The organism is Phyllobacterium sp. SYP-B3895, assembly GCF_009647635.1.
Lineage (GTDB): Bacteria > Pseudomonadota > Alphaproteobacteria > Rhizobiales > Rhizobiaceae > Phyllobacterium > Phyllobacterium pellucidum.
In genome coordinates, this window is sequence record NZ_WJIG01000003.1 from 756,978 (window position 1) to 770,069 (window position 13,092).

General features: G+C 59.6%; 14 protein-coding genes. 7 read left to right on the top strand and 7 right to left on the bottom strand.

Annotation, left to right across the window (positions count from 1 at the left end; all coding sequences use genetic code 11):
• Window positions 1-56 precede the first annotated feature (56 nt).
• A complete protein-coding gene (locus GF108_RS16215; RefSeq protein WP_153669012.1) occupies window positions 57-575 on the bottom strand; it encodes a histidine phosphatase family protein in 519 nt (172 codons plus the stop codon).
• A 387-nt stretch (window positions 576-962) separates the two neighbouring features.
• Between GF108_RS16215 and dksA the strand changes: the two genes are divergently transcribed.
• Window positions 963-1,379, top strand: coding sequence for an RNA polymerase-binding protein DksA (gene dksA, locus GF108_RS16220; RefSeq protein ID WP_027231664.1), 417 nt, complete (start codon window positions 963-965; stop codon window positions 1,377-1,379).
• Window positions 1,380-1,440: 61 nt separating this feature from the next.
• Here dksA and GF108_RS16225 read toward each other — a convergent pair whose 3' ends face one another.
• On the bottom strand, window positions 1,441-2,550 hold the full coding sequence (locus tag GF108_RS16225; protein ID WP_153669014.1) for a flagellar biosynthetic protein FliO: 1,110 nt from the start codon (window positions 2,548-2,550) through the stop codon (window positions 1,441-1,443).
• A 323-nt stretch (window positions 2,551-2,873) separates the two neighbouring features.
• On the opposite strand from GF108_RS16225, the gene cckA reads away from it, so the two are divergent.
• Complete coding sequence (gene cckA, locus GF108_RS16230; protein WP_153669016.1) at window positions 2,874-5,471, top strand: cell cycle histidine kinase CckA; 2,598 nt, start codon at window positions 2,874-2,876, stop codon at window positions 5,469-5,471.
• Between the two features lie 903 nt (window positions 5,472-6,374).
• Here cckA and cysK read toward each other — a convergent pair.
• Both cysK and GF108_RS16240 read right to left on the bottom strand, forming a co-directional pair.
• Window positions 6,375-7,349, bottom strand: coding sequence for a cysteine synthase A (gene cysK / locus GF108_RS16235; RefSeq protein WP_153669018.1), 975 nt, complete (start codon window positions 7,347-7,349; stop codon window positions 6,375-6,377).
• A gap of 142 nt (window positions 7,350-7,491) precedes the next feature.
• Window positions 7,492-8,112, bottom strand: a complete 621-nt coding sequence (locus tag GF108_RS16240) for a LysE family translocator (protein WP_027231660.1) — start codon at window positions 8,110-8,112, stop codon at window positions 7,492-7,494.
• Window positions 8,113-8,248: 136 nt separating this feature from the next.
• Between GF108_RS16240 and mbfA the strand changes: the two genes are divergently transcribed.
• Entirely contained in the window at window positions 8,249-9,232 is a 984-nt protein-coding gene (gene mbfA / locus GF108_RS16245; RefSeq protein WP_153669019.1) for an iron exporter MbfA, read from the top strand.
• A gap of 228 nt (window positions 9,233-9,460) precedes the next feature.
• Window positions 9,461-9,601 carry a hypothetical protein gene (locus GF108_RS16250; RefSeq protein WP_153669021.1) on the top strand — a complete coding sequence of 47 codons (141 nt, stop codon included), beginning with the start codon at window positions 9,461-9,463 and terminating at the stop codon, window positions 9,599-9,601.
• Here the strand turns inward: GF108_RS16250 and GF108_RS16255 are convergent.
• Together GF108_RS16255 and GF108_RS16260 are read right to left on the bottom strand one after the other, a co-directional pair.
• Window positions 9,598-9,945, bottom strand: a complete 348-nt coding sequence (locus GF108_RS16255; RefSeq protein ID WP_153669023.1) for an antibiotic biosynthesis monooxygenase — start codon at window positions 9,943-9,945, stop codon at window positions 9,598-9,600. The genes GF108_RS16250 and GF108_RS16255 overlap by 4 nt on opposite strands.
• Complete coding sequence (locus tag GF108_RS16260) at window positions 9,942-10,274, bottom strand: NIPSNAP family protein (RefSeq protein WP_153669025.1); 333 nt, start codon at window positions 10,272-10,274, stop codon at window positions 9,942-9,944. The genes GF108_RS16255 and GF108_RS16260 overlap by 4 nt, the downstream gene beginning before the upstream one ends.
• 133 nt (window positions 10,275-10,407) lie before the next feature.
• On the opposite strand from GF108_RS16260, the gene GF108_RS16265 reads away from it, so the two are divergent.
• Window positions 10,408-11,103 (top strand): helix-turn-helix transcriptional regulator, encoded by a 696-nt coding sequence (locus tag GF108_RS16265; RefSeq protein WP_153669027.1) that lies wholly within the window; start codon window positions 10,408-10,410, stop codon window positions 11,101-11,103.
• Here the strand turns inward: GF108_RS16265 and GF108_RS16270 are convergent.
• Window positions 11,100-11,813, bottom strand: coding sequence for an SDR family oxidoreductase (locus tag GF108_RS16270; RefSeq protein WP_153669029.1), 714 nt, complete (start codon window positions 11,811-11,813; stop codon window positions 11,100-11,102). The two genes, GF108_RS16265 and GF108_RS16270, sit on opposite strands and share 4 nt — an antisense overlap.
• A 186-nt stretch (window positions 11,814-11,999) precedes the next feature.
• Between GF108_RS16270 and GF108_RS16275 the strand changes: the two genes are divergently transcribed.
• On the top strand, window positions 12,000-12,236 hold the full coding sequence (locus GF108_RS16275; RefSeq protein WP_153669031.1) for a hypothetical protein: 237 nt from the start codon (window positions 12,000-12,002) through the stop codon (window positions 12,234-12,236).
• 200 nt (window positions 12,237-12,436) lie between these two features.
• The gene (locus tag GF108_RS16280) at window positions 12,437-12,952 is read left to right on the top strand and encodes a GNAT family N-acetyltransferase (protein WP_246663974.1); all 516 of its coding nucleotides are present in this window, start codon (window positions 12,437-12,439) and stop codon (window positions 12,950-12,952) included.
• Window positions 12,953-13,092: the final 140 nt, after the last annotated feature.

Here is a 13,092-nt window from a genome sequence, read left to right on the forward strand (position 1 = left end):
GGTCACAGTTTCAGCCATATGGGACGAAGCCCGGTCGATGGCAAGGAATTGACGTCTCAGAGGTGATGTTCGGCGGGTGAGAAGAACGCCTGAAGCATACCGGTTCCCGGGTTAATTTCGGCGAGAGGGGCGTCGAAACTGATGACGGCGAGGCCGGCGGTGGGGAAACCCGATACGAGGTCAGGGTGTGCCGGTGACTTTGCCTGGTCTATGAGCGCGATCGCAAGCTCCTCCATCATGGGATTGTGGCCGACAAGCATGACGGAATTGGCGGTTTCGTGTTCGAGCCCGGCCATGCGCACGCTCAAAAGGTAGCCATCGGCGCCGCCCGAGTAGAGCCTTTCTGCGTCTTCAAGGATAAAGGGTGGTTCGAGAGCGATATATTCAAGGGTTTGCCGCGCCCGGATTGCAGGTGAACACAGGACGATTTCGGGCCGAAATCCAGACCGCTTGAGTTCCTCGCCGACGACCTTGGCAGCCTCGATGCCGGCAATATCGAGGGCACGGTCAAAGTCCTTCTGACCGGCCGATGGCCAGAGCGCTTTTGCATGCCGCAACAAAAAGACCTGACTCATCTATCGATTTCCCAGCGCTATGATGCCTGTTAGAAGTGGTTGCACGCTTCTTCAAAAGACGCAATTGCTGGATTCAGCTGTGGCGCAAATGTCAAAATAATCAAATAATTGTGCAAAAAGCGCCTGCGGAAATTCTGTGCTGCATGCGTTTTGGGAGTGCAAGCTACAACTCCCAGTAGAGTGTAAGAGCTATAAAAGGCCGCGTTTGGCCTCGAAAACCAATCATTTCGGTGCAGAATATTCGACCAACCTGCCAATTTTGCCAATAAATTGAGCAAAATCCGGCCATTTGTTTCTGGGATTTACATGTCTTTTTGTAGTTGTGTGCCCATGTGACACGACCTATATAGGCCTCCTCGCGTCTCATAGGTGCAGGGTGATTCAAAGATGAATGAACTGATCGATCTTGACTACAAGCCCACGGATGACGAGCCCTTCATGAGTGATCGGCAGAAATCCTATTTTCGTGAAAAACTCATCAACTGGAAAAACGACATTCTGCGGGAGGCGCGCGAAACGCTTGAGATCCTGCAGCAGGAAAACGCCAACCTGCCGGACATAGCTGATCGCGCCTCGTCCGAAACTGACCGCGCCATCGAGTTGCGCGCCCGTGACCGCCAGCGCAAACTCATCTCGAAGATCGACGCCGCTTTGCAGCGTATCGACGACGGAACCTACGGCTTTTGCGAGGAGACCGGGGATCCGATCAGCCTGAAGCGTCTTGATGCACGGCCGATCGCAACGCTTTCTATCGAAGCCCAGGAACGTCACGAACGACGCGAGAAAGTTTACCGCGACGACTGAGCGGAGTAGATCAAAGCACCAGAGAAAGGCCCGGTTTTCCGGGCCTTTCGTTTTATACGGTCTATCGTTTTTCGGGCTTGGAGAGTTCGCCCAAGAGGCGCTCCATCTCGTCCTCGATATTGTCGGCTTTCCTGGGCGCCTCGTCCTTGCCGGGTGCAATGTTGAGCTCGCTTTCAAGATCCGCCTCGAAGGCCTCGGAGAAGTCGATCTCGCCGAGGGTCACGTCGGGCTCCACGGTCTCGGCAGGGTCGAGGTTTTCGAGCGTCGGTTCCTTATAGGCCGAAGGTGCAGGCGCAGCGGAGGCGGGTTCATTGCGCACGGCGAAGGGAAAAGCTGCGGCGGTGGTCGTGCGCGGTTCCGCAGGGCGTTCGCTTGCGGGTGCGGGCGAAGGCGATTCCACCTTCGGCGCTGGCGGTTGCGGGGCGGATGCCTGCCGCATGACGCGAGGCCAGACGCCGTTTTCGGCCGCAGGCTCACTGACGGTTGGCGTCTCGACGGCGGGTGCGGCGAAGGAGGGGGCCTCTACTGCCGTCGCAACCGTCGCGACGCGAGCGGCTCCAGGTGCTGCGGGCAGCGGAGGAACGGGAACGGCGGCCGGCGCATGCTTAGGTGGTTCGGCGAGACGCAAATCCCGCTGGGGCGCGACCGGACGCTGTTGGGGAGGTGCCGGTCGCAAGGGGATTTGCGGCGCGGCCTGCGCGGTTTGCACAGGACGTGACGGGGCGGGTGCCGCGACGGGCGCGACCGGTTCCGGGGCGGCGACCGGAGCAATCGGGTCCGGCTGCGGTTCATCCAGTGCCACTGGTCGCTTCAGCTCGGCTGCGGGCGCGGAAACCGGCGGAGCGATTGTTTCGTTGCGCGAGGGCTGCTTTGCGAACTGGCGGATATTCTGCTCGATGACCACGTCGGTCGGGCCGCCGATCAGGATGAGGTGTTCCACATCGTCGCGCCTTACGAGCACGAGACGCCGGCGATTGTCGACGGCTGCTGCGTCGGTGACGGAGAGGCGCACCTGCCTGTTGCGGCCGCCGGCGACGAAGGTTCCGCCGGTTGCGCGCCGCAAGATGGCGAAAACGATCAGCAACAGCAGGATTACCAGGAGGAACAGCAGTACAAAACCGACAATGGGGGCGGCTGTGTCACCGACGATAGGGGCGAGCCAAGCGTTCATGACGAACTCTCCTTTAAGGTCTCCGAGCCCAAAACCTGTTCCCCGACATGGGCTTCCACGCAATACTTTGCGTGACACTAGTGCGAGCCAATGCCCGCCGCAACCCTGATGCCGTCAGTCTACCCTGGGATAAATCATTAGCGGGAAGCATTCGCCCGGCGGGGATATGGAATCGGCAGTCAGCCAACGAGTAGTGGACGAACGCCCCGCATTTGAAAGATAGGGTTTATAGCGCCGAAAAGATATGATCCAAACGATTCGAAGCGAGACAGCGCAGCCAGGGCCGTGGCGGCGATTGTGAGGTAAAAAGGGGTTTGAGACGCATGTCTCAAGAAACGAACAGCGATCTTTATCCAGAACCGATCATTGCGAATACCAAGTCGAACAAGGCGGGCCTGCGTCTCGTCATCCTCGGTGTGCTGCTCGTCGGCGTTTCGATCCTCTACTTCATTTACCGCGACCAGTTGGGGCAACAGTTCCTCCTCGGACTGCTCGGCACGCTGGCCATGACCGGCGTGTTCTATCTTTTCGGCTCGGCGATCAATGTCATCCAGTTCACCCCGCGCGGCACGAGCGACGAGCTGACCCGCGCGTTTGTCGACACGCTGCCCGAAGGCACCGTCGTTTGCGACCAGAAGGGGCGCATCGTCTACGCAAACCGCGCCTATGCGCAATTGACGGGTGTCACCAACTCCAATGATGTTCGCCCGATCGAGCATATTCTTTCCGGGGAAGCTGCCGCCTCAGATCCCATCTACCGTCTCGCCAATGCCGTGCGCGACGGCATTTCCGGGCAGGAAGAACTCAGGCTGTCGCGTCCGCTTGATCCGTCGCGCGAACCGGTCCCGACCTGGTACCGCATCAAGGCGCGTCCCGTCGCCGGCATTCCTGACCAGACCGCCCCGGTCTATGCCTGGCAGATCGCCGATATTTCGGCCGAGCGCGCCGAGCAGGAACGCTACTTCCAGGACATTCAGGAAGCGATCGACCATCTCGACCATGCGCCTGCCGGTTTCTTCTCGGCCGATCCTGACGGGCGCATCATCTACATCAACGCGACGCTTGCCGAATGGCTCGGCGTCGATCTGACGCGGTTTACGCCGGGTTCGATGATGGTTCGCGAGATCGTCGCCGGCAACGGCATGGCGCTGATCAATGCGGTCAAGACCGAGCCCGGCACCAGCCGCAATACGGTGATCGACCTCGACCTTGCCAAGGCCAACGGCCAGAGTCTCGCCGTGCGTTTTTATCACCGCGTACAGGTGCAGCGTGACGGAAGGCGGGGCCCGAGCCGCACTATCGTTCTCAACCGCGCCGAGGGCGAGGACAACTCGGCCGCGTTGCGCGCAGCGGAAGTGCGGTTCACGCGCTTCTTCAATTCCGCCTCGATGGCAATTGCCGCCGTCGATGCCACAGGCAAGATCCTGCGTACCAATGCGCGGTTCCTTGGTCTGTTCGCGCCCATCGTCGACCGTGACGACATCGACCGGCGCATCCCGCTGGAAACTGTGGTGCACGAGCGCGACCGCGAAGCCTTTGACCGGGCACTTGCGGCTGCATTTGCCGGTCAGGCCGAGATTTCGCCTGTCGATACGGTCGTTCCAGGCAATGAGGAACGCCATCTGCGTTTCTACATCAGCCCGGTGTTCGATGCGGGATCGGAGGACGGCGCCGAGGAAGCCGCGATCGTTTCGGTCGTCGAGACGACGGAACAAAAGGCACTCGAGGCCACGATGGCCCAGAGCCAGAAAATGCAGGCCGTAGGCCAGCTTGCCGGCGGCATCGCCCACGATTTCAACAATGTGCTGACCGCCATCATCATGTCGTCGGACCTGCTCCTGTCCAATCACCGCGCGTCCGATCCGTCCTTCGCCGACATCATGAACATCAAGCAGAATGCCAACCGCGCCGCATCGCTGGTGCGCCAGCTTCTCGCTTTCTCGCGCCGTCAGACCTTGCGGCCGGAGGTTCTCAACCTTACCGACGTGATTGCCGATGTGCGCATGCTGCTGACGCGGCTTGCCGGCACGCAAGTAAACCTCAAGATCGAGCACGGCCGCGACCTTTGGCCCGTACGGGCCGATCTTGGCCAGTTCGAGCAGGTGGTCGTCAACCTGACGGTCAATGCACGCGATGCGATGCCGGATGGCGGCGACCTCATCATCCGCACCCGCAATGTCGGCGAGGCCGAATCCGCGGAGCTCAATTACCGCGATCTCGTTCCGGGGGACTACGTGCTGGTCGAGGTTGCCGACAGCGGCACCGGCATGCCGCCGGAGGTCATCGCCAAGATCTTCGAGCCGTTCTTCACCACAAAAGAGGTGGGCAAGGGGACGGGCCTCGGCCTTTCCATGGTCTACGGCATCATCAAGCAGACCGGCGGTTCGATCCACTGCGAATCCGAGCCCGGCAAGGGCACGATCTTCCGCATATTCCTGCCGCGCTATGTGGAGGAGAAGCAGGCGGCGGCCGTCAATGCCGATGGCGAGGTGATCGCCGCCGAAGTGCCGAAGCGCGAGAAGAAGGCGGAAAAGGCGACCGACCTTTCAGGATCGGCGACGGTTCTCCTCGTCGAGGACGAGGATGCGGTACGCATGGGCGGGCTGCGTGCGCTGCAGTCGCGCGGCTATACGGTGCACGAGGCTTCCAGCGGCGTCGAGGCGCTGGAAGTAATGAAGGAACTTGGGGGCAAGGTCGATATTATCGTGTCGGACGTGGTTATGCCGGAAATGGACGGGCCGACGCTGCTGCGCGAATTGCGCAAGGAATATGGCGACATAAAATTCATCTTCGTCTCAGGATATGCCGAGGACGCCTTTGCCCGCAATCTGCCCGAGGATGCAAAGTTCGGATTCCTGCCGAAGCCGTTCTCATTGAAACAGCTCGCGACGGCCGTCAAGGAGATGCTGGAGGGCGAGTAGGGAAGTAGGGAAGTAGGGAAGTAGGGAAGTAGGGAAGTAGGGAAGTAGGGACCCCCTTCCTAGTCAGTCGACAGCGGGGCTTAACCAAGCTCCAACTTCATCCTCCCCATCGTTGTTCTCGCGCTACCACCGTTCATCCTTGGGCCACCACTGCCATCCTCCCATTACTACCGCTATCCTTAGGCCACTACCGTCAGCCGCCTACGGCCATAATTCGCACACCCCCTCCGTCATCCTTGCCCTACAGCTGTCATAGTCGCGTGACCATCCGACCTCGCGCCATCAATGTTGGGCAACTACCGCATCCTTCCACCCCTGCCATTCAGCACTACCGTTATCGTCGACCTACCACCGCCGTCATCCTCGGGCCCTTGTCCCGAGGACCCACTTTGCCTCGTTTCCCGCCGGATAATAGATCCTCGGGTCAAGCGCCCGAGGATGACGGCAGCGGGAGTGGTTTCTGGAATGGGCAATGCGCCGTCGGGACAATCACGACAATCCCCAAGGATAACGGCAGTGAAGTAGTCTGGCCAGACGATCCGCCTAAGCCCCGCGGATGACGGCAACGGGAAAGGTGTTCGGTCCCAAAGGTGACGGTGGGTGAGGCGGGGGCCAAAGGGTGGCGGTGGTACAAGACGAGTGGGACCAAAGCGGACGGTCGGAGGAAGCCGTGCGCATTCGGAATGGGTGGGTCGTGCAGGGCCCCGCTCGAGATGCTGAGCTATTTCCGTTATCCGGCTATGCGCTCGTTGCCGATACAACCTCCCAATCCTTGCAGCACTACCGTCATCGTTGACCTACCACCGCTGTCATCCTCGGGCCCTTGTCCCGAGGACCCACCTTCCCACCGGATAATGGATCCTCGGGACGAGCCAAAGTACACAGTGGCGCGGATGCGCGAAACTAGCTATCCAGCCCGTCGAACAGCGCCGTGGAAAGATAACGTTCGGCGAAGGACGGGATGATCACAACGATGTTCTTGCCCGCATTTTCCGGGCGCTTGCCGATCTCGATCGCCGCCGTCAGCGCGGCGCCGGATGAAATACCGACCGGAACGCCCTCAAGCCGGGCGACGAGCCGCGCATTGGCAAAGGAATCCTCGTTCGAGACCTGGATCACCTCGTCGTAGATATGTGTGTCAAGCACGGCGGGCGCGAACCCAGCGCCGATGCCCTGGATCTTGTGCGGTCCGGGATTGCCGCCGGAAAGCACCGGCGAATCTTTTGGCTCCACCGCAACGATCCGAACTTCGGGCTTGCGCTGCTTCAGCACCTGGCCGACGCCCGTGATCGTGCCGCCCGTGCCGATGCCGGCGACGAAGATATCCACCTTGCCCTCCGTGTCATTCCAGATTTCCTCGGCGGTGGTGCGACGATGGATTTCAGGGTTGGCCGGATTGTCGAACTGGCCAGGAATAATCGCATCGGGCGTCGTTTCGACGAGTTCGTTGGCCTTGGCAATCGCGCCCTTCATCCCCTTGACGCCTTCGGTAAGCACAAGCTCGGCGCCAAGCAGCTTCAACATCTTGCGCCGCTCTACCGACATGGTTTCCGGCATGGTCAGGATCAGGCGGTACCCCTTCGCGGCGGCGGCAAAGGCAAGCGCAATGCCGGTATTGCCGGATGTAGGCTCGACGAATGTCGTCTTGCCCGGCGTCGCCTTGCCCTGCGCCTCCAGCGCTTCAATGAGCGCGACGCCGATACGATCCTTGACGCTGGCGATGGGGTTGAAGAATTCGAGCTTGGCGAGAAGGTTGGCGCCGACGCCCTTTTCCTTGGCGAGCTTGTCGAGCCGGATGATGGGTGTATCGCCAATCGTATCCACGATCGAATTGTAGATGCGGCCACGGCCCGGTTTGCGCGCGTCATTGTTGCTCATTGATGAACTCCCATCCTCTGATTGCGTCGTTGCGCCGATCTTATGGGGCAGCGGCGGAATTTCCTAGTCGAAGCCGTTCGGTCGACGCATCGTCATTGGAAAACCCTGCCATTATCGCGCGAAAACTGGAAAATCATTCCAGTCAGGAAGCGCGCCCGGCGATCGCAAGCGCTGCTCCGGCCATGAAGGCGGCGGCAGTCCGGTTTAGCCGCTTCAACGCCCGTGGCGATGCAAGGAGGCCACGCGCCCTTGCTGCAAGGGCAAGGTAAGGAATCAGCACGACCAGCAACACCAGCACGGTAATCGTCGCCAATATCGAATAATCGGCGAGGGTGACAGCGTGAAGGTCAACCAGCGTCGGCGTCAGGGCGATATAGAACAGCATCGTCTTTGGATTGCCGAGCGTGACGGTAAGTCCCGAAAGAACGCTTGCAGCCGGCCCGCCGCGGCTTTTCTTCGCCTCGATCTTTTCTGCGGAAATACCTGCGGACCAGAGACCCCAGGCAAGATAGGCGAGGTAGGCAACGCCCGCCCATTTGATGATGAGGAAGACCGTTCCAAAGGTCTGCGCCACCATGGCGAGGCCTAGGACCACTGCGGTAAGGTAGGTAAGGTCGCCGATAATGAGCCCGATCGACATGAACAGCGCCGAGCGAAAGCCGGAACCGAGCGCGCGCGCGATCAGTGCGGTGAGGCCCGGGCCGGGTATAGCCGCGGCAATGGCAAGAGCGCCCGAATAGGCGACAAAACCGGCAAGCGTCATTATGGAGTTCCTGGGTGATTGCGACGGAGCGGACCATATCCGCGTGGTTTCTTTCTGTCCATCGAAAGGCCTGCGCGGACTTGAACAATGACGCTGGAAACTATAGTTTAGAATTATTCTAAAATAGGATGATGTCATGCTCAGCCGGTTCTTCTCCCATCGCCGCCATTCACTCGAATCGCTCACCGAACAGGAGATTCTCGCGCTTGCGATTTCGTCAGAAGAGGACGATGCGCGAATTTACCTCGCCTATGCGGATGGGTTGCGCGAGAATTTTCCCGACAGCGCCAAAGTGTTCGAAGACATGGCCGAGGAAGAAAACCGGCACCGGCAAGTGCTGATCGAGCTGCATCAGGAGCGCTTCGGCAACCAGATTCCGCTCATTCGCCGGGAACATGTGCGCGGTTATATCGAGCGCCGGCCCGATTGGCTGATGCGTCCGCTTGGCATCGACAAGGTGCGCGAGATGGCCGAGAAAATGGAGGAACAAGCCTACCGGTTTTATACCGAGGCGATGAAACTCGTCAGCGATGCCTCGACGCGCAAGCTGCTTGGCGATCTTGCCATTGCGGAAAAGGCACATGAATCGCTGGCACACCGGCTTGGTCTCAGACATACGCCCGACGCGGTTCAGGACGCGGAAAAGCAAACGGAGCGCCGCCAGTTGATACTGACCTATATCCAGCCCGGGCTTGCCGGCCTGATGGATGGTTCCGTTTCAACCCTTGCGCCGATCTTCGCGGCGGCCTTTGCCACGCAGGACACCTGGCAGACCTTTCTGGTCGGTCTCTCGGCCTCGCTGGGCGCCGGCATTTCCATGGGGTTCACCGAGGCCGCCCACGACGACGGCAAGCTCTCCGGCCGCGGATCGCCGCTGAAACGCGGCCTTGCCAATGGGTTGATGACGGCGATCGGCGGTCTCGGCCATGCCTTGCCTTACCTGATCCCCGATTTCTGGACAGCCACCACTGTCGCTGCCCTCGTCGTCTTCGTTGAGCTTTGGGCCATTGCCTATATCCAGCATCGCTTCATGGAGACGCCCTTCTTCCGCGCGGCGATCCAGGTGGTCCTTGGAGGCAGCCTTGTGCTCGCGACGGGTATCTTGATCGGCAATGCGTGATTGAACGTAGGGACAAGCCCGAAGCGGTCGCAATGCTTTAAAAAGGGGCATTCTCGCGGCAATTTCCGTTGCGAAAACGTCTTTTTGCCCAAGTGGTTAAGGCTAATGATTGATGAATTTATCGGTCTTTAACCAATGGCATTCAGGAGCTGTTCATATTTATGAGTTAAATTTTAGCTAATTGATCGCTACCGGTTCGCCCGGCAGCCAAAATGCAAGAGACCAGACATGATGACCATGATTATCCAGCTGCGCGATACGCTTCGCGTCGTCCGCGAGTTCATTGTGCCGAGCTACCGGCCCGAACGCCACTATATGCGTGGTCCAGGACCGGCATGCGCCGAGCGCAATCACGGACAACGGGCCTAGGCATGATGGTAAGCCCGCGCATCAGACGGAGCCTCGTCACGGGCTCTGAGGCCGTAGTCACGCACAACGGACGCAATCCGCAGCCGATAGTCGGCAAAGATCCCACCACGGCCGTCGCGTTGGGCAAGGCGATGTTCCTCGGTCTGGCGCCAAGCCGCCACTGACGCTTCGTCGCGCCAGAAGGAAAGGGAAAGGTAGCGGTTCTCGTTGGCAAGGCTGCGAAACCGTTCCACGGAGATGAACCCGTCCATCGTCTCCAGCAGCGGACGCAGATCCGCTGCCCGATCAAAATAATCCCCGGAGCGGCCCTCTGCCGGCTCAACCTCGAAAATCACTGCAATCATCGGATCAGTTCCTTCCCGTTCAATCCGCAAACGTGAGTGAGAAACGTGCGATCCTCGCGGCGGATGAATTTCCTCTCCATTGAGAACGCATAGTTCGCACGGCCGACCGGATCGTCCCGCAGCTTGGCACGGTAGGCCTCGTAGGCTGTGAGGCTCTCAATATTGTAGATGCCGTAGGCCAGGGTAGCAGAACCTTCATGTGGGGCAAAATAACCGATCAGGTCGGCGCCGCAGCGCGGGATAGCCTCGTTCCAGTTGCGGGCATATTCTTCGAATGCACCCCTTTGATAGGGATCGATTTCGTATTTGATAATGCAGGTGATCGCCATTTCTCTCGCTCCATCGCGTTTCTAACTGGCCATCAACATAGGCCGCGAAGGCGGCTTGATACTTCGGCCGTTTTCGAAGCATTTGTCGGCAGGGGCTGGGCAATTTAGGGCAAGATGGCGTGAGGAAGATGCGATGTCGAACAATGCGAAATTTGCCGAAATTGCAGCGCTGGCGGGAGATCCCGGACGCGCAAGCATGCTCAACGGCTTGATGGACGGACGCGCGCTGACGGCATCGGAACTCGCGCAACTCGCCGGGATCACTGCGCAGACCGCGAGCAGCCGTTTGACACGCATGACCGAAGCCGGATTGCTGGCGGTGGAAAAACAGGGACGGCACCGCTACCACCGCCTGGCATCGCCCGCCGTAGCTCAGATGATCGAGAGCATCATGCGCATTGCCGCGCCGGGCGTCGCTGCCAAGCCCGTTCGAACAGGGCCGCGCGACGCCGCCTTGCGGGCAGGGCGAACGTGTTACGATCATCTGGCCGGCCATCTCGGCGTCGCAATCACCGACGCGCTGGTTGACGCGGGTCACCTCGAGCTCGGCCTCGACGCCGGCGAGGTGACGGAGAGCGGGCGCGCGCTCCTTGACCACGCCGGTATCGACATTGCGGCCTTGACCGCAGCCCGTGGCCGAATTCTCTGCCGGCCCTGCCTCGACTGGAGCGAAAGACGCCCGCATCTAGCCGGGGCCATCGGCGCGGCTCTGTGCAGCCATTGCTTCGAGCGCGGCTGGATCAGGCGCGTGGACGGGACGCGGGCCGTAACCGTCACGCCGAACGGGCAAAGGCAGCTGCGTGAGACGTTTGGCGTCAGCCTATCCTAGACGTGACGCGTAATCCCGCCATCGACACGGATATTCTGCCCGGTGATATAGCCTGCATCGTCCGATAGCAGGAAGGCAGCGGTCTTGGCGATTTCGTTCATCGTGCCGACGCGTTTCATCGGGACCTTTTCGGCAGTCTCCGGCTTGTGGTCCAAACTGTCGATGAAGCCCGGGAGCAACGCGTTCATGCGGATATTATCGGCGGCATAACGGTCCGAATAAAGCTTGGTATAGGCACCTACCGCGGCGCGATAGGCGCAGGATACCGGAAAGACCAGGCTTGGTTCGAAGGCCGCGAAAGTCGTGATGTTCACGAAGGCGCCCTTGCCTTGCTTGAGCATGTAGGGCGTCACCAGCCGCGCCATGCGTACCACGCTCAGCACCATCAGGTCGTTGCCAATCGCCCATTTGTCGTCGGTGATGTCGAGAAGATCCCCCTTCGGCGGATGTCCCGTGTGGTTGACCACGGCATCGACCCGGCCATAGGCCTCTACGGTTTGTGCGACCAGCGCCTCGAGATCGCTGGCTTCGCCCGCGGATCCTTTCAGACCGATCGCGCCAAGTTCGCCTGCAAGCTCGACGGCGCTGCCTGAGGGCGACATCAGGCCGAGGCGATAGCCGCGGCCATGCAGTTCGCGCGCGATGGCGGCGCCCATGCCGCGTCCTCCGCCGGTAATGATTGCAACAGGAGCTTCTTGTGATTGCGTCATGGTTCTCGCCCTTCTTCTCGAATGGCGGGGAGCATCATTGATTGTCCTGATGGACGCAAATGAATTCAGGATGCAAAGGCTGTCAAATTTTTTGAAGAACGTTGAGAAAATGAGTCAAAAGTCGAATTGAAACCTCTGATGTTGTTATGCGAATTTATGGCAGTTCCAATGGGAAAAGACATGACGATGGCGATAGCATTTGATACGCTTGGATATTCAAAACGATTGCGTGCCGGTGGTATCGACCAGCAGCACGCAGAGACCCATGCCGAAGCAGCGAGGGATTACATCATGTCAGAACTCGTTACAAAGGCCGATCTCGCAGCGGCCGTCAACGCGATTAATCTGACGTTGACTTTGCGCCTCGGCGCAATGCTAGCCCTTGGCTTTGGCATACTCGCGACGCTGATGAAGCTCATCTGACGCCTTTCATTGAATTCGCCAGCTCAGTAGGTATTAATCGCTGCAATGACCGTTCGCTCGACCATCAGGATGCCACGCGGAATCCCTGTCGGGGATGGTGGAATCCTGTTGCGCTGAATCGACCGCGATAATCCACCAAACCCTGCCACCGAGATGAGCAGGGTAGGAACTCCGCTCTCTCAAACAAGATGGAGAGCTTCATGAGTGAACCCAAACCACAATCTGCTCCAGAATTCCTGATCCGCGCCACACGGGCGGAAGATGTCGAGCAGATCACCGCGCTTTCGAATTTGCCCCACTACCGCGCCGAGACATTGCGCCTGCCTTATCAAAGCGTCGAGCAGACGCGATCGTGGCTCGCCGGCCATGGCACCGCAACGCTTAGCATCGTTGCCGAAATCAACAGCCAGATCGTCGGACTTGCGGGGCTCACGCGATTCCAGGGCAGACGCCAACATGCGGCGGGCCTTGGCATAGGTGTCCACGATGAGTTTACCGGCAGGGGCATCGGCAGGGCGCTCGTCGGTGCCTTGCTCGACGCAGCTGATAATTGGCTGGATATCAAGCGCGTTGAGCTGACGGTTTTCACCGACAATGAGGCTGCCATTCACCTCTATGAGACGTTTGGCTTTGAACGCGAGGGGTTCCTCAAAGCCTATGCCTTCAAGGAAGGTCGGTATGCCGATTGTCTCGCGATGGCACGGATCAGAACGTAGCCCCCACGCGCCGTCATACCGAGCCTTCCCAAAATCAGTTCGACCTTAGTCTAAAGGCCGCCAGCCAAGTCGCGAGGATGGCTGTATAGGTGCGTCTACCACGCATTTTTGGCCTCCCATATTTTGCCCGAATCGCTTGT